The organism is Winogradskyella pacifica (genome assembly GCF_003386275.1).
GTDB classification, from domain to species: Bacteria; Bacteroidota; Bacteroidia; order Flavobacteriales; family Flavobacteriaceae; genus Winogradskyella; species Winogradskyella pacifica.
Genome location: NZ_QREI01000001.1, coordinates 277,770 through 294,386, shown reverse-complemented (window position 1 = coordinate 294,386; position 16,617 = coordinate 277,770). Strand labels below are relative to the sequence as shown.

The window sequence follows — 16,617 nt, the reverse complement described above, 5'->3', positions numbered from 1 at the left end:
TTTATGAAGAATTTAGTTATTACAGGAGGTAATTCTGATTATTTCGAGTATCTAGTTCCTTTTATTACTAGTATTAGAGAAAATGATAAATTAGACAACACTATTATTGTAGTTTGTGATAATACAATAAAAGGAAAATGGAATAAACCAGGCTCTTTTAAGAAAGGTGGTAGTTTTTCTTTAGAACAATTAGAATTTTTTGATAAAAACAAGGTTGAAGTTGTTGTTTTTTCTAAACTATTAGAAGAAAATAAATTTAGTACTGAAATTTTTGATAATATTAAGACAGGACATTGGGCTTATCCTGCTAAATATATTTATTGCTACTTCATTGCCAATAACTACAGAGATAGAGTAGAAAAGGTTGCTTTTTTTGATGCTGATATTTACATCCAAAAAGATATTAATAAAATTTTTGATTTAATTAATGGTGATCAAATTTATCTAAATCATGAATTTAGTAAAATAGGTGATTCAAGTTATATGACAGATTGGATCAAGTTTTCAAAAGAGCATTTAATGATTAAATCTTTAGATATAATAAATATTCAAGATGAATTTAATATTTGTACAGGTTTTTTTGCTGGTAAAATAGATGTTTTTCTGAGAGATATTAATTTTGCTGTAGTGATATCATCAAATCCTATTTTAGCTTTTCATAGTGATCAACCTTTAATGAATATTTTAGTGCATGTTTATAATTTTCCATACATAGAACTTGGAGAGGAATTAGTACATATGGCGCACATAGAAAGAAAGGATACGCGTTTTGAGAATAATACATTTATAGTTAAGGAAAAGATTCCAACGGCTATTCACTATCATGGACCATTAAGGGAATGGGTTAAATCTATAATAGTTGAAGATTATGATGCCGATAATAATCAGCCTTCTTTGCTAGAGAAAATAAAATTTAGAATTAAAAAGAATTTACCTTAATTAAATCTAATTGTGAGTTTAGTTTCCGTTATTATTCCTTGTTATAATGCCATGCCTTATCTAAAGGATACTTTAAATAGTATTTTGGAGCAAAGTTATAAGGCTATTGAGATAATTGTTATTGATGATGGTTCTTCAGATGGTTCATTTGAATATCTAGAATCACTTAATATGCCAAATTTAATTTATGCAAAAAACATAAGAAAAGGGGCTTGCTCAGCTCGTAATTATGGTTTTGAACTATCAACAGGTGAGTATATACAGTATTTAGATGCTGATGACGTTCTCGGCCCCAATAAGATTAACGCACAATTAAAGTTAGCAGCGGTTCATGGTAACGAATCATTATATTCATGCCAATGGTTTCATTTTAAAGATAGTATTGAAAATGCTATTATGAAAACACAGTATATAGATAAAGATTATTCAGAGCCTTACCAATGGTTGATTGATTCATGGCTAGGGAAGGGTATGGGGCAAACATCCGTTTGGTTAACGCATCGTAATATTATCACAAAAACAGGTGGGTGGGATGAAAGCCTTCGAATTAATCAAGATGGTGAGTTTTTTTCGAGAGTTATGTTTAATGTAAAAGAGATTATCTTTTCTAAAGATGCATTTGTCTATTATCGTATGGGAAATGCGTCCTCAATTTCTCAATTGAATAAACATAGTAATATAAAGGCAGAGTCATTATTAAAATCTTATATTTTATATAAAAATCATGCTGTAACCTTTAATGCTATAGAAAGTGTAAAGGAAGGATTGGCAAATAATTTTTTGACTTATATATATAGATACTATAATCATTTTCCGGAATTAGTAAAACAAGCTGAAAATGAATTTACAAACTTGGGTTATAAAAAAATGTGGCCAGTAGGTGGGAAAAGGTTTAGACAACTAGCAAATATTATTGGGTTTAAGAGTGCTTTATTACTAAAAAAAAACTATAGCAGATAAATAAGATTGTATCATTGCATGATTAATGGCACAATAGATAATTGATAAGGTTTTAATGGGGTAACTTAAAATTTTAGATAAAAAATGTGTCTAAACCTGATAAATATCTTATTTTTTCAAGAAGACGTTATATACTATCAATTAATAGGTTATTATAATACCGAACGACTACTTTCAAAATTTAAAAAATAGTATGAATTTTATTAAACTAGTTTTAGAATATTTAAAATCATTATTTAAAAATATATTTAGGTCGCCATATGCATTATTGAAACTTAGAAAAGCAACTTTTGGAACGGGGTTTTCTGTAGCTTTTCCTTTAGATATACGAGGTGGAGGACAAGCTAAATTTGGCGATTTTTGTACTATAGGAAAAAATGCATTTGTTAATTTTAGTGGAAATGTACAATTAGGTGATCGGTCTTATCTACATCAAAATTCTTATTTAATAGTTGAGAAAAATGCCATGTTTACTGCAGGCGCTAATTTTCATTTAGAACCGTATTGCATGGTAAGAGTACATAACTCTAAATGGGAAATAGGAGATGGGGTTTCAATATCGTCGTACTGTCAACTTTACTCGAGAGAGAAAGGTGTTGAAGGCAAACTGATAATAGGTACGTCTTCAAATATAAGTAATAATACGATATTAGATTTGAGTGGTGATATATGTATCGGGGAAAATGTAGCTATTGCAAATAACTGTTTCATATTTACGCATAATCATGATTATACGGATAAGAATTTACCATCTTGGAAAGGGGGATTGCATATTGAGCCTGTCCTTATAAAAGATGGTTGTTGGATTGGCGCAAATACTAAGATTTTACCAGGTGTAACTATTGGAGAAAGAGCTGTGGTAGCTGCCGGGTCTGTGGTGACTAAGAGTGTACCGCCTAATACGATTTTTGGTGGTAATCCAGCTAAACTGATAAAAACTATTTAATGAAAACAGCAATTATAAGCCCATCAGGTAAGTTTTATGGGAGTGAACAGACATTGTTTAATTTTTTGTCATTAACTAATGGTTATGATGTTTACATTAAAAATGAACCCAACGGATTATTTGAAAAACTCAAATCTAATACATTTAATCACCGTTATTTTAGTTTTAATAAGCTTTCTATTTTCTATTTTTTATTTTCTATAAAATTATTATATAAGTATAAAAAAGTTTATATAAATGAAGCTGGTCATTCAAAATATATAATAGGGTTATCAAAATTGTTTTTTTGGAAATCGTTTTATATTCATGTGCGTTTAACAGAAGATACTGTTCTTTCAAGGTGGAAGGGGATAGGATCTAATATCCATTTAATAAGTACATCAAAATATATTGCAGACCTTTTAAATGAGCACGTACAAGTACAAAGTGTTGTCATTAGTTCTCCTGCTAGAGCATTTAATGAAAATATAAAATGGAATTATAAATATAATGATATCACTATTAAGAATGTAGGCGTTATAGGTCGACTTACAACTTCTAAGGGAATTCATGAAATGAAAGAGTTTTTTACCTATCTAGAAAAAAATAAAAACGAAAATTTTAATTTTTATTTTTACGGAGATGTAGATAAAACAGATAAGAATGTGGTTGCTTTTTTAAACCTAGTTGAAAGCTTCAAACATGTAAATGTTAGTTTTGAAGGTTTCGTAAGTGATAAATCGGAAATGTATGCCAATATAGATTTAGTTTTGCATTTTAATAAAGAAGAACCTTTAGGAGTGATTTTTTTAGAAGCTCTAAACCAAGGTAAACCTTTTGTTGGGTTTAATTCAGGTGGTATTGGCTGTATTGCTCAGAATTTAAATCTAGAAAATTATATGGTTAAAGATTTAGATAATTGGTGTGCAGATTTGATAGCGATTACGAATAAATTAGATATTAATCAATTTCAAATAGCAAGAGAAGTAATGCTAGACATTTATTCTCCCCAAACATATTGTAAACGTATTGAAAACCTAATCTCATAGAAATAGATTTGAAAGTATTATATATTGGTCAGTTCTCAGAAGGTACTACAAGTAAAATGCGAGCGAAAACTATAGAAAAAATTCTAAAACCTAACGTTTTTCAGGTTATAGATACGCATGTGCCTTTTTTTAAATCTAATAAACTATTTAGATCATTTGGATTTAGATATAAAATTGGGCCGCTTATTGCTGTCATAAATAAGTTTGTAATTAAAGAATTAAAAGCATCATATTTTGATTTAATTTGGATTGATAAAGGTGTCTTTTTAACAGCAAAAACGACAAAGTTACTTAGAAAAAGGGCAGATAAATTAGTCCATTTTACTCCGGATATGGCTTTTTACGGAAACCAATCTAGACTCTTTAACCAATCTGTACCTTATTTCGATTACGTCATAACAACTAAAAGTAAAGAGTTACAACTGTATGAACGTATTATTCCAAAAGAAAAGATCTTATTAACAACACAAGGCTTTGATAAGCAAATTCATAAACCTTATCACACTTTTGAGCAAAAAGATAATGCGATTGTCTTTATTGGTTTGGCAGAACCATCTCGCTTAAAAATAGCAGAACAAATTATCAATCAAAATTTAACTTTAAAGTTGGTAGGAAAAGGTTGGGAAGCTTTTGTAGAAAAGCATAAAGGCAATGAAAATTTAAAGTTTATAGGAGATGCCGTTTATAGTTCAGAATACAGTAAACTCATTTCGTCTTCAAAATTTGGATTAGGGCTTTTATCAAAAAACTTTCCAGAACTTCACACAACGAGGACGTTTGAGATACCTGCTTGTGGTACCGCATTACTTACTGAAAGAAATGCAGAAACGCGCTTATTTTATAAAGATGATGAAGTTGTCTTTTATGAAAATCAAGAAGATTTGATTGAAAAAATATTTTATTTTATTAAAAATCAAGCTGAACTTAAAAATGTAATAGCCTCTGGAAGAAATACAGTTTTAAATGGAAATTATGACTATGAATCTATTATTAAAGAATTACTTAACTTAATTTTGAAATGAAAAAAATAGCTGTAATTCATTATATGCCAATTGAGTATTATCCACCTACAACAAATTTTTTGGATGTAGTTTCTAATGCAAACAATATTAAGTTAAAAGTTTGGACAACTCATAATACAAAAAACAGAAAAGAATATAAGAGCGAAAAATTTACTACTATTATAAGAACAATATTGCCAAACTCTAATTCAAATGGTTTTGTAAGACTTTTACAGTATTTCCTATTTAATCTTAAATGCCTTTTTGGATTGCTGTTTTTTCGACCATCTAAGATTGTTTACTTTGAAAGTTTTTCTGTATGGCCGGTGTATATTTATAAGAGATTTTTCAATCAGTCAGTGGAAATTCTCATACATTATCATGAGTATTTTAGCCCTCATTGGTATATACATGGTATGCGGCTCGTAAATTATTACCATAAATTAGAAACTAGGTTTTTATACAGCAAAGCATATTGGATTTCGCAAACTAATCAAGACCGAATGAATCTGTTTTTAAAAGATCATCCTATGATTAACTCTGCAGTTTGTGAAATACTTCCCAATTACCCTCCTTTAAATTGGTCTATAAAGCGCAAAAAGATGCATAAAGAAAAACCATTAAGAACAGTTTATATCGGGACATTGTCATTAGATTATTCATATATAAAAGAATACTGCAATTGGGTAATATCAAAAAATGGAGATATTCTTTTTGATATCTATGGTTACAATTACAATGTAGAGACGTTAGAATATTTGAATTCAATAAAGAGTAAATATATTAATTTTTATGATTCAGGTGTTGAGTATCAAGAAATCCCTGATTTACTGAATTCTTATGACATAGGGTTGATTCTTTATAAGGCACTGACTGAAAACTTTAAATATAATGCGCCTAACAAACTGTTTGAATATTTAGTTTGTAATTTACAAGTGTGGTATTCTAATAAAATGTTAGGTATTAGAACATATGCAGAAGAAGATGTAGTTTCAATAGATTTTGAAAATATACCGGATTTTAATTATGATAATGTGGTTTTTAAAGGGAAAGAAGACAAAAAACATGTTTACATTGCAAATCAAGCTTTGAGACCACTAATTAAGTCGTTAATAAAATAATAAGTTTGGTTTTATATGAATTTTGCTTGTTTAGATGCAACTAGTTCTGTTTTTAGCATATATATATAAAGGAGTTTTTAATAATTATTTTATTGAAAACTAGTCTTCTAAAACACTTGCTATTAAGTTTGACAATATTCAGACATTAGACGATTTAAATTTCATATTCTGGTAAAGATTAAAAGTAATTAATACCCGAAAAAATCTAGGGGACCCAGCCATAATATAATTTGGTTTTAATAACGGATTTTTAAGTACTCTAAATATGAAAGGTATACATTGGAAAAATAATATATTTACACGATAAATCTGTGAGTATGCTTAAAATACAATGAGATTAAGGAATAATATGATAATAGAGATATATAGTTAATTCAATATTATAATATTATTAAATATGTTAGCTTGGTTTAAAAAGCTGAAATAAGTCATTTTACAGTAAATGCATATCTGAAATTATTTTTTTAAATACAAACTTTAGCCATATAAGTGTGAGATAGAACTATGTGTCTTTATAATCGAATAGAATATAAATATGATGTTTTGGTCAATTGTAGGAATAATAACTGTTTGTTATGTGAGTTACAGGTTTATAAAGGCCTTAGGTAATTCTATTCCTATATTAGAATTGTTACTGCTCATTGCTGGCTTACAATGGGTAGTAGGGCCTTACATCGAATATAGGACAAGTTTTCAGCATTTTAAGTACTATATGTATGTTGATGAAATAGAGTATATGCAATATGCAGTCCCTGCGTATTTGGCTTTGGTTATTGTTATTTATATATGGTTACGAAAACTTAAAATGAAACCATTACCTATTGAAACCTTTTATAAATACTCAAATTATGCCGTTATTTTAGTAATTGTTGGTTTTGCATCTGATATATTAAGGTCAATTGCACCAGGTGGTTTGAAATTTATTTTTTTCTTATTGGCAAATTTTAAATTTGTAGGTGCTATACTTTTGTTTTTTTCAAAGAAAAAAAAACATCGTTATGTTTTTTTTGCGGCTATAGGATTATTAGTGTCTTCTTCATTAAGAAGCGCAATGTTTCACGATCTAATATTATGGGGCACATTCTTTTATATGTTTTGGGCTTATAAAAAGAAACCATCGTTTAAACTTAATGTCATTATTTTATTAACTGGTTTTTTTATGAGTACTATTATACAGGCTGTTAAATCAGATTATAGAACGTTGGTTTGGGGAGGGTATAGTGGAAGTTACACCACATTATTTATCGATATTTTAAGCAAGCGTCTCTCTGGTGGACTGTCTGAAAATACTGAGGAACAAGGAGAATTAAACGTGCGTCTTAACCAAGGATGGATTATCAGTGCTATCATGGAACATACTCCTAGGATGCAAGCTTATGCCGATGGATCTACAGTTAATGAAGCTATTATGGCATCTTTATTACCACGATTTTTGACGCCGAATAAAAAGATAGCTGGAGGTGTGGAAAATTTTGAAAAATATACAGGAATAGAATTAGGAAGCTCTACATCAATGGGCATGAGTTTGATTGGTGAAGGCTATGCTAATTATGGAAGAGTAGGTGGTATGTTTTTTATGGGTATCTGGGGGTGTGTGTTAGGTTGGGTATGGTTGTTTTTGTCGAAGAAAATAGAACATAATATGATCATATTTTTTTTCTTACCGTTGATATTTTTTCAAGTTGTAAAAGCCGAAACAGAATTAGTGGTGGTTTTGAATCACTTAGTTAAATCGACTATTTTGGTGTTTCTGTTTTTATGGTTTACCAAGAAAATATTAAATTTAAACGTTATCAATGCAGAAGACCGTTAATTATATTTTACGCAAATCCCAGCCACAATATCACAGTATTGAGAGCTTGTATACAACGATAATTAACAAAGTTGCAGAATCTTTCTCTACAGAGATCTCTTATACAAAATATACAGGAGGCTCACCAATAACCATACTGAGAAATTGTATTGGTTTTAAAGCATCAAAAACTTCAATAGTGCATATTACCGGAGACGTCCACTACTTAGCTCTAGTTACAGGTTCTAAAACGGTTTTAACGATACACGATATAGGCTCTGCACTAAAAGGTGGTGCTTTTAAAAAACTTTACATTAAATTGTTATGGTTTTGGATTCCAGCACTTTTTGTGAAACGTATTATAGTAATCTCTGAGTTTACAAAGAAAGAATTAACCGAAATTATTCCGTTTGCTAAGCGTAAAATACAGGTGGTTTCTAATCCTGTAAATGAGGCGTATACTAGGTCTGATTATACCTTTAATAACGAGCTGCCAACTATTTTATGTGTTGGTACAAAAAGTAATAAAAATCTAGAGCGCATTTTTAATGCTGTTACAGGTTTAAAATGCCAACTTCATATTATAGGACAATTAACAGCAAATCAAAAAGCACAATTAGATAAGTTAATGATACCCTATTTAAATGGAGTGCAATTATCACAGCAAGAAATTATTGATGCTTATGCACAATGTGATATGCTGTGTTTTCCGTCAACCTATGAAGGCTTTGGAATGCCCATAATTGAAGCTCAAGCAACCGGTCGCCCTGTTGTGACGTCTAATTTTGGAGCGATGTTAGAGGTTGCTCAAAATTCGGCCTCTTTAGTAGATCCTTATAGTGTGACTTCCATAAGAAATGGAATCGAACGCATTATGTTAGATGTAAATTATCGAAATAGTTTAATTAATAAAGGGTACAGTAATATTCAGCGCTTTCAGTTAAAAACTATAGCAAAGCAATATATAAAAATCTATAAAGAACTATAATAGTCATGTCAAATCGAAAAAAAATATTAATCACCATAGATTGGTTTTTGCCTGGCACCCGTTCTGGTGGTCCGGTTCGGTCTTATGCTAATTTGATAGATCATCTCAATGACGATTTTGAATTTTATATTATAACACGGAATACAGATTATGGCTCTACTAAATCTTATGAGAATATTACACCAAATAGTTGGGTGTCCTTAAATGCATATACTAAAGTGTACTATATATCACCAGATAGGCTGTCAAAATCACATTTCAAATCTGTTTTTGAGAGTATTCATTTTGATGTGGCTTATATCAATGGTATTTATAGTTATTATTTTTCTATACTTCCAATAGTATTACTAAAAAAGTTTAAAAAGCCTATAATAATATCCGCAAGGGGGATGCTTAATCCACAGGCATTTTCAGTTAAAGGAAAGAGAAAGAAATTGTTTTTAAACGTATTTAAACGTTTAGGGTTTTATAATAAGGTGAGTTTTCATGCTACTAATTTAGATGAACAAGCACATATTAAATCTATAATATTTAGGAATAGTTTAGTTAAAGTAGCACCAAATTTACCTCGTAAATCAAATCTAGATATACAATTAAAATTACAAAAACAAAGTCCCACTACGTTTGTTAATGTAGGTCGAATTTCTATTGAAAAAGGGACTTTGGTGATGCTATCGGCATTACAGCAATTAAATAAACCGTTGATTTTAGATTTATATGGGCCAATCTATGATCCAGCCTATTGGGAAGCCTGCAAAACTATAATTAAGAAGTTGCCTAATGATATTAAAGTCACATATCAGGGGGTGTTAGATAGTGAACAGGTGCCTCAGGTTGTTAATAAATATGATTTCTTTGTATTGCTATCTGAAGGTGAAAACTTCGGACATGCCATATTGGAAGGCTTGTCTGTTGGGTGTCCTGTTCTAATATCTAATTGTACCCCTTGGAAAAATTTAAGATCCCAGTATTTAGGATGGGATGTTAATATCAAAAAAGAATCGGATATTATTGAGGCCTGGAAGGAAGCTATAGAAATGTCTAATTCAGACTATTTAAAATGGTCTAAAGCTGCATTTCAGTATGCAAAAAATGTTATTAATAATCCAATAGTCTTAGAACAAAATAAAGCCTTATTTTTGAACCCGAATAATAAAGAATAAATACATGAAAAGGATTTTAGTCACTGGAGGAGCTGGTTTTGTAGGCTCACATTTATGTGAACGCTTACTTTACGAAGGTAACGAAGTGATCTGTTTAGATAACTACTTTACAGGATCCAAGCGTAATATAGAACATTTAATGGACCACCATTATTTTGAGCTGGTACGTCATGATATTATTAATCCGTATATGATTGAGGTCGATGAAATCTATAACTTAGCCTGTCCTGCGTCACCTGTACATTACCAATACAACCCTATAAAGACGATAAAAACATCGGTTATGGGAGCGATTAATATGTTAGGTTTAGCAAAACGTGTAGGAGCTAAAATTTTGCAAGCCTCAACGAGCGAAGTGTATGGAGATCCTAGTGTTCACCCACAACCAGAAAGTTATTGGGGAAATGTGAATCCTATAGGATTGCGTTCTTGTTATGATGAAGGAAAACGTTGTGCTGAGACCTTGTTTATGGATTACCACAAACAGAATGAAGTTGATATAAAAATTATTAGAATATTCAATACCTACGGGCCACGTATGCATCCTCAAGACGGCCGTGTGGTGTCTAACTTTATTATGCAAGCCTTAAAGGGAGATGATATCACAATCTTTGGTGAAGGCACACAAACACGAAGCTTTCAATTTGTTGATGACTTAGTGGAAGGGATGATACGCATGATGAATAGTAGAGATGGTTTCGCAGGGCCTGTAAATATTGGGAATCCAGTAGAGTTTACGATGCTAGAGTTAGCGCAAGAGGTTATTGAGTTAACCAACTCAAAATCTAAAATTATTCACTTGCCGTTACCGCAAGACGATCCTATGCAACGTCAACCTAATATAGATTTGGCGAAAAAGGAGTTAAACGGATGGGAGCCAAATGTGCATCTTAAGGAAGGCTTAGGAAAAACAATTGCCTATTTTGATGAGCTGATTAAAGCTAATAAAGCTTAACTAATTTTTAATTAGTGAAAACGGATCTTTCGACATACAACAATAGTTGGTATCAGCCAGGCTCTAAAATCAAGCGCACGCTTTGGTATGTGGTGAGTTTAATTTTTTTTGAAGGAGGATGGAATATATCTTCAGGATTAAAGCTATTTTGGTTGAAACGGTTTGGAGCTACAATAGGAGAGGGTGTAGTGATTAAACCTAAAGTCACCATCAAATATCCCTGGAAACTGAGTATAGGAAATCATTGTTGGATAGGGGAAGGGGTTTGGATAGATAATCTAGATCAAGTAACCTTAGGAGACCATGTGTGTATATCGCAAGGTGCCTTATTACTTTGTGGAAATCATAACTATAAAACCTCAAGTTTCGACTTGTTTGTCGCGCCAATTCATTTAAAAGATGGCAGTTGGGTCGGAGCAAAATGTAGTGTGGCACCAGGTGTAATATTTGAAAGTCATGCCATATTAAGTATGGGATCTATGGCAACAACCAATTTAGAAGCCTATAGTATCTATAGTGGAAATCCTGCTGTAAAAGTAAAAACACGTCAATTTAAAATGCCCTAAATGAAAGTCTCTATAATCACCGCAGTATATAATAGTGAAAAGACTATTGATACCTGCATGAATTCTGTATTGAACCAAACCTACCCTAATATTGAATATATCATTGTAGATGGGGGGTCCAACGCAGAAACATTAAGTAAACTGAATGCCGCTGCAGAAAAGTTCCCTCATATAAAACTAAGTTCTGAATCTGATAATGGCATTTATGATGCCTTAAATAAAGGAATAGCAAAAGCAACAGGAGAGATTATTGGCTTTGTACATTCCGATGATTTTTTAGCAGAAGCAACTATTATAGCCTCAATTGTTGAAGCCTTTGAAACTAAGGAGGTAGACGGTGTTTACGGTGATTTACATTATGTAGCTTTAGAAAATACAGATAAAATTATAAGAAACTGGGTCAGTCAACCATTTAGTTACAAGTTGCTTAAAGACGGATGGATGCCTGCACACCCTACATTGTATTTGAAAAAGAGTTTGTATGATGATTATGGCATGTTTGATGTGAATTTTAAAATTGCAGCAGATTATGATTTTATTTTACGTATATTTAAGCAGACCAACTTAAACTTTTTCTATTTACCAAAAACCATTGTTAAGATGCGTGTTGGAGGTGCGAGTAATAGAAGTTTGAAAAATATTTTTCAAAAATCGAAAGAAGATTACCGAGCAATAAAGGCTAATCAAACAGGCAATTGGTGGACGATTCTACTAAAAAATGTAAGTAAAATCAAGCAATTCGGTGCTTAAATCGATTTGTTTGCATATCCTAACTCTTAAATTACATCGGTTAAAAATATTTAACAGATATTTACCAAAAAAAAAAGTAGAAGTAAACGAAATGGTAAAAGAATTACTCGAGAATTTTATTCCACAAGATCACATAGGCTGGCTTTTTTTACTAGCTATTTTTATTTCATTTTTTGTATCTAGTACAAGTTATCCTGCTATAATTAATGTCGCAAAATCTAAAAATTTAATGGCTTTTTCAGGAGGACGAAGCAGCCACTCTGGGAGTGTTCCAAACCTTGGTGGTATTGGGATATTTCTCAGTATTGCAGTGACAATCACAACAATTGGAGCGGTATTGGATACTAAAATCTTATTATTAATTCTGGGTGGTCTGACCTTATTGTTTTTTCTAGGATTAAAAGATGATATCCTTATTTTGTCTCCTCGTAAAAAATTTACAGGTCAATTATTAGCCGCATTATTGCTTATCCTTTTTACAGACACACGTATTGTGAGCTTATCGGGTATTTTTGATGTCAATATTATGCCGTACTGGGTGTCTGTGGTATTTACACTGTTTGTATATATTTTAATTATAAATGCCTTTAATTTAATTGATGGTATAGATGGCCTTGCAGGGACGTTGGCTTTAATGGCTATTGTGTCTTTTTCTTATGTATTTTATAACTATAAAGATATTAGCATGGTGGTTTTAGCAGCCTCAGTAATTGGCGCGCTAATTCCTTTTTTGTATTTGAATTTTTCAAAGCGGAACAAAATGTTTTTGGGGGATACTGGTTCCATGATCTTAGGTTTTATAATTGCAGTATTCGCCGTTCGGTTTATTAATAGGTCAGAATTGTCTCCTGATGCTATTTATCACAATTCGTCACCGATATTAGTACTATCCTTTTTGTTTTTTCCGTTGTTAGATACCTTGCGTATTTTCTTTATCCGTTTAGTGATTCACAAAAAAAGTCCCTTTGCAGCAGATAGAAATCATTTACATCATCGCTTCTTGATTTTGGGTTTTTCTCATAGACAAACCACAGCTATTATTGTGATTACAAATAGTATTCTTATCGTAATAACCTTTTTGATCAGAAATTGGGAGATTAACTGGCAATTAGCAACACTGCTTATGAGTGGGACGATTTTATATTCGTTATACTTTATATTCAACTGGATAAGAGGGGAGAAGGAAAATAAATCTATGGGAGTTTCTAATTAATTAGTAGTATGGCTATTACTTTGTGAATAGTTTTTTACCACTTATATTTGTCATCTTATTAAACACTTACAAATGTCCAAATACTTTTATAGTTTATTATGCTGTATACTAATCTCTTCTTGTGTAGGTAAGAAAGAAATTTTATATCTTCAAGATGCAGAACAGTATACAAATAAGGAAATTAGTTATGCTAATGCAAGAATCTTACCTAATGATGTGTTGCGTATTACGGTAAGTGCGTTAGTTCCTGAGTCCGTAATTCCTTATAATAAGGTGTCGGCTAGCGCTGGTGGTGTCAGTGTTGATTTATTGCAGCTTGATGGCTATTTAGTGTCTGAAAATTTGACAATTAATTTTCCTGTTTTAGGGATATTGTCTGTGGCTAATATGACAACTCAGAATTTTGCTGAGTTCCTTAAAAAGAAACTAGAGGATGAGGGGCATCTGAGAAATCCTACAGTAGATGTTAGGTTAATTAATGCAAAAGTGACGGTATTAGGGCAAGTGAATCAGCCCGGAACCTTTAATTTTACAGAACAAAATATCACCTTACTACAAGCTCTCGGATATGCAGGAGATTTAACGATTAATGGTAAACGTGAGGATATAATGATTATGAGAGATGAAGAAGGGGTGAGGCAGATTACGCATATAGATTTGACGTCCGCGGATTGGTTAGAGGGACCTTATAATTTTATTAAACCTAATGATGTTATCATCGTTAATCCTAATAATCCAAAAGTTAAAAGCGCTGGTTTTATAGGGAATATAGGTACTTTATTGTCTGTAGTTTCTATTTTATTAACTTCAGTGGTCTTAATTACGAAATAAGATGAGTCAGATGGAAGAGAGTAATTTCCAAAAAAGTGGTGATCAAGGGGAATTTATAAAAACGGAAATACGCAAATATTTACGATATTGGTATTGGTTTGCTTTAGGTAGTGTCGTGGCACTTATAGGGGCTTTTATATATTTGAGATATACACCAAAGGTTTACAGTGCAAGCGCAAAAATTAAGATTTTAAATAAGACCAAAGGATTAGAGTTACCATCATCTGCCTTTATATTTAACCGTTCAAATATAAACTTAGAAAATGAGATAGAAATTTTAAAATCCTATCGCATTATTGAGAACGTTGTGGATCGCCTAGATTTAACGATGCGTTATTTTGATGAAGGAAATGTGCTTACTACAGAAATAAACCATTTGCCGTTTAATATTCTTAAAACAATAAGTAACGATAGTATTTATAGCTGGTCATCATATAAGATAGAGGTGAAGCCTCAGGCATTTGAGGTGACTCCGTCGAGTACTGAAAAATCTATAGTGTTTCCAAATTTTGATACCACAAAAACCAAGCATAATTTACCTTTTGAATTAAGCTGGACGCCTTCAGCAGATAATAAGACTTTTATAGGAAAAACCTATATTGTTCAATTTGCACCAATAGCTTCCGTTACAGGAGGTTTAAAAGGAGGTGTTAATATTAGTATGCTAGGCAAAGGTAGTGATTTACTACAGTTGAGTTATACCAGTCAAAGTAAAGCTAAGAACGAGCGTATTCTTAACACCTTAATAGATGTGTTTAATGAAGATGGTATTAACGACCGTCAAGATATCTCAAGAAGGACAATCGATTTTATAGATGAGCGCTTTAATCTGATAGAGCGTGAATTAGATTCTATTGAACTTGGTATTAAGGATTATAAGGAAAAGAATAATTTAATTACTTTAGAATCAGATGCAGAATTAGGAATTTCACAACGTACGCTGTCTGACGAGGAGTTGTTTGAAACTGAAAATCAATTAATCCTTTCAGATCTACTTAAGAAAACATTAGAGAAGCCTAATCCTAACTCAGAATTACTTCCGGCTAATATCGGGGTTAATAACTCTAGTATTAATGGCTTAGTCAATAATTATAATATCCTTGTTTTAGAGCGTGATAATTTAATTGTCAGTGCTGGTGAAAACAACCCCAATGTTGTGCTCCTAAACAATAGACTACAAGATTTAAAATCGAATATATTTTCATCTATAGATTCTTACGCTAAACAGTTAGAAGCCTCAAAAGCACAATTAACGCGTAAGAATAGAAAGTTTGCATCACAAGTCTATAGTTTACCGGGGAAAGAAAAGAAAATAACAGATATCACGAGACAACGTGAGATAAAACAAACCTTGTATTTGTTTTTGCTTCAAAAACGTGAGGAAGCAGCGATTAACTTGGCAATTACCGAACCTTCAATTAAAGTCGTTGAATATGCCATATCTGGTGGTGGGCCAATATCACCGAACTCAAGAAGTACGTATTTAGTGGCGTTTGTGTTGGGTTTAATAGTGCCATTTGGAATCATCTATGCTTCCGCTCTGTTAGATACTAAAATAAAAGGCCGTGAGGATATTATGCAATTGAATTCTAAAGTGCCAATTGTAGGGGAGTTACCAAAAGCGAAATCAGAACAACTTATTTTTAGTAATCCCGAGGATAATTCTACCCAATCTGAAGCATTTAGAATATTAAGCTCTAATGTTAACTATATTCTGCCTGTAAAGAACGATAACAAGGGTAAGGTAATCTACTGTACATCCACGATTAAAGGGGAAGGAAAGACCTATGTGAGTTTAAACTTGTCTTTAGCGTTATCTAGTATTAATAAAAAGGTGTTATTAATCGGTGCGGATTTAAGAAACCCACAAATTCATACACATATTGATCAGGATAAACACAAACCAGGCTTATCCAATTATTTACATGATATTAACTACAATTGGAAAGATGCCTTAATTCGGGGTTTTGAAAAACATCCTAATCACCATATAATCCTTTCGGGAAGTATTCCTCCAAATCCAGCGCATCTACTGACAAATGGGCGTTTTACAAAACTGATAGAAGAAGCAAAAGAAGAATACGATTATATTATTGTAGATACAGCTCCAACAATTTTGGTGACCGACACCATGTTAATCTCTCAATTAGCAGATGCGACTATTTATTTAACTCGAGCGAATTACACGGAGAAGAATCTTTTAAAATTCTCTAAAGATCTTTCGGAGTCTGGTAAGTTAAAGAATATGGCTTATGTTATTAATAGTGTAGGTTTAGGGAGTTCTTATGGCTATGGGTACAATTATGGTTACAATTACGGTTACGGTAGTAAGGAGTAGTTTCTTAATACATTAGTCTATTTCAC

15 protein-coding genes are annotated in these 16,617 nt (G+C 31.7%); all 15 read left to right on the top strand.

Annotated elements, in window-relative coordinates; all coding sequences use genetic code 11:
- Positions 1-3 precede the first annotated feature (3 nt).
- The 15 genes from DFQ09_RS01395 to DFQ09_RS01325 all read left to right on the top strand — a co-directional run bounded on the left by DFQ09_RS01395 (position 4) and on the right by DFQ09_RS01325 (position 16,591).
- Complete coding sequence (locus DFQ09_RS01395; RefSeq protein ID WP_115807801.1) at positions 4-939, top strand: glycosyltransferase; 936 nt, start codon at positions 4-6, stop codon at positions 937-939.
- A gap of 12 nt (positions 940-951) precedes the next feature.
- Positions 952-1,899, top strand: coding sequence for a glycosyltransferase family 2 protein (locus DFQ09_RS01390; RefSeq protein WP_147298306.1), 948 nt, complete (start codon positions 952-954; stop codon positions 1,897-1,899).
- A 193-nt stretch (positions 1,900-2,092) separates the two neighbouring features.
- Positions 2,093-2,845, top strand: coding sequence for an acyltransferase (locus DFQ09_RS19135; RefSeq protein WP_115807799.1), 753 nt, complete (start codon positions 2,093-2,095; stop codon positions 2,843-2,845).
- A complete protein-coding gene (locus DFQ09_RS01380; protein WP_115807798.1) occupies positions 2,845-3,873 on the top strand; it encodes a glycosyltransferase in 1,029 nt (342 codons plus the stop codon). The genes DFQ09_RS19135 and DFQ09_RS01380 overlap by 1 nt, the downstream gene beginning before the upstream one ends.
- 8 nt (positions 3,874-3,881) lie before the next feature.
- Positions 3,882-4,895, top strand: coding sequence for a CgeB family protein (locus DFQ09_RS01375; RefSeq protein ID WP_115807797.1), 1,014 nt, complete (start codon positions 3,882-3,884; stop codon positions 4,893-4,895).
- On the top strand, positions 4,892-5,995 hold the full coding sequence (locus tag DFQ09_RS01370) for a glycosyltransferase family protein (protein ID WP_115807796.1): 1,104 nt from the start codon (positions 4,892-4,894) through the stop codon (positions 5,993-5,995). Before DFQ09_RS01375 ends, DFQ09_RS01370 begins: the two co-directional genes overlap by 4 nt.
- 535 nt (positions 5,996-6,530) lie before the next feature.
- Positions 6,531-7,808 carry an O-antigen polysaccharide polymerase Wzy gene (locus DFQ09_RS01365; protein ID WP_147298305.1) on the top strand — a complete coding sequence of 426 codons (1,278 nt, stop codon included), beginning with the start codon at positions 6,531-6,533 and terminating at the stop codon, positions 7,806-7,808.
- Positions 7,792-8,775, top strand: coding sequence for a glycosyltransferase family 4 protein (locus DFQ09_RS01360; protein ID WP_115807794.1), 984 nt, complete (start codon positions 7,792-7,794; stop codon positions 8,773-8,775). Before DFQ09_RS01365 ends, DFQ09_RS01360 begins: the two co-directional genes overlap by 17 nt.
- A gap of 5 nt (positions 8,776-8,780) precedes the next feature.
- Entirely contained in the window at positions 8,781-9,938 is a 1,158-nt protein-coding gene (locus DFQ09_RS01355; RefSeq protein ID WP_115807793.1) for a glycosyltransferase, read from the top strand.
- Between the two features lie 4 nt (positions 9,939-9,942).
- Positions 9,943-10,893 carry a UDP-glucuronic acid decarboxylase family protein gene (locus DFQ09_RS01350; RefSeq protein ID WP_115807792.1) on the top strand — a complete coding sequence of 317 codons (951 nt, stop codon included), beginning with the start codon at positions 9,943-9,945 and terminating at the stop codon, positions 10,891-10,893.
- 14 nt (positions 10,894-10,907) lie between these two features.
- Positions 10,908-11,459, top strand: a complete 552-nt coding sequence (locus tag DFQ09_RS01345; RefSeq protein WP_115807791.1) for a WcaF family extracellular polysaccharide biosynthesis acetyltransferase — start codon at positions 10,908-10,910, stop codon at positions 11,457-11,459.
- Positions 11,460-12,209 (top strand): glycosyltransferase family 2 protein, encoded by a 750-nt coding sequence (locus DFQ09_RS01340; protein WP_115807790.1) that lies wholly within the window; start codon positions 11,460-11,462, stop codon positions 12,207-12,209.
- A 91-nt stretch (positions 12,210-12,300) separates the two neighbouring features.
- On the top strand, positions 12,301-13,422 hold the full coding sequence (locus DFQ09_RS01335) for a glycosyltransferase family 4 protein (RefSeq protein ID WP_115807789.1): 1,122 nt from the start codon (positions 12,301-12,303) through the stop codon (positions 13,420-13,422).
- Positions 13,423-13,494: 72 nt separating this feature from the next.
- A complete protein-coding gene (locus tag DFQ09_RS01330) occupies positions 13,495-14,253 on the top strand; it encodes a polysaccharide biosynthesis/export family protein (RefSeq protein ID WP_115807788.1) in 759 nt (252 codons plus the stop codon).
- A 1-nt stretch (position 14,254) separates the two neighbouring features.
- Positions 14,255-16,591 (top strand): GumC family protein, encoded by a 2,337-nt coding sequence (locus DFQ09_RS01325; RefSeq protein ID WP_115807787.1) that lies wholly within the window; start codon positions 14,255-14,257, stop codon positions 16,589-16,591.
- The last annotated feature ends 26 nt before the right edge of the window (positions 16,592-16,617 follow it).

Excerpts from the sequence above, each read along its gene's own strand:
- DFQ09_RS01395 (WP_115807801.1), top strand. The coding sequence starts at position 4 with ATGAAGAATTTAGTTATTACAGGAGGTAATTCTGATTATTTCGAGTAT.
- DFQ09_RS19135 (WP_115807799.1), top strand. The coding sequence starts at position 2,093 with ATGAATTTTATTAAACTAGTTTTAGAATATTTAAAATCATTATTTAAA.
- DFQ09_RS01380 (WP_115807798.1), top strand. The coding sequence starts at position 2,845 with ATGAAAACAGCAATTATAAGCCCATCAGGTAAGTTTTATGGGAGTGAA.
- DFQ09_RS01370 (WP_115807796.1), top strand. The coding sequence starts at position 4,892 with ATGAAAAAAATAGCTGTAATTCATTATATGCCAATTGAGTATTATCCA.
- DFQ09_RS01365 (WP_147298305.1), top strand. The coding sequence starts at position 6,531 with ATGATGTTTTGGTCAATTGTAGGAATAATAACTGTTTGTTATGTGAGT.
- DFQ09_RS01360 (WP_115807794.1), top strand. The coding sequence starts at position 7,792 with ATGCAGAAGACCGTTAATTATATTTTACGCAAATCCCAGCCACAATAT.
- DFQ09_RS01355 (WP_115807793.1), top strand. The coding sequence starts at position 8,781 with ATGTCAAATCGAAAAAAAATATTAATCACCATAGATTGGTTTTTGCCT.
- DFQ09_RS01350 (WP_115807792.1), top strand. The coding sequence starts at position 9,943 with ATGAAAAGGATTTTAGTCACTGGAGGAGCTGGTTTTGTAGGCTCACAT.
- DFQ09_RS01340 (WP_115807790.1), top strand. The coding sequence starts at position 11,460 with ATGAAAGTCTCTATAATCACCGCAGTATATAATAGTGAAAAGACTATT.
- DFQ09_RS01335 (WP_115807789.1), top strand. The coding sequence starts at position 12,301 with ATGGTAAAAGAATTACTCGAGAATTTTATTCCACAAGATCACATAGGC.
- DFQ09_RS01330 (WP_115807788.1), top strand. The coding sequence starts at position 13,495 with ATGTCCAAATACTTTTATAGTTTATTATGCTGTATACTAATCTCTTCT.
- DFQ09_RS01325 (WP_115807787.1), top strand. The coding sequence starts at position 14,255 with ATGAGTCAGATGGAAGAGAGTAATTTCCAAAAAAGTGGTGATCAAGGG.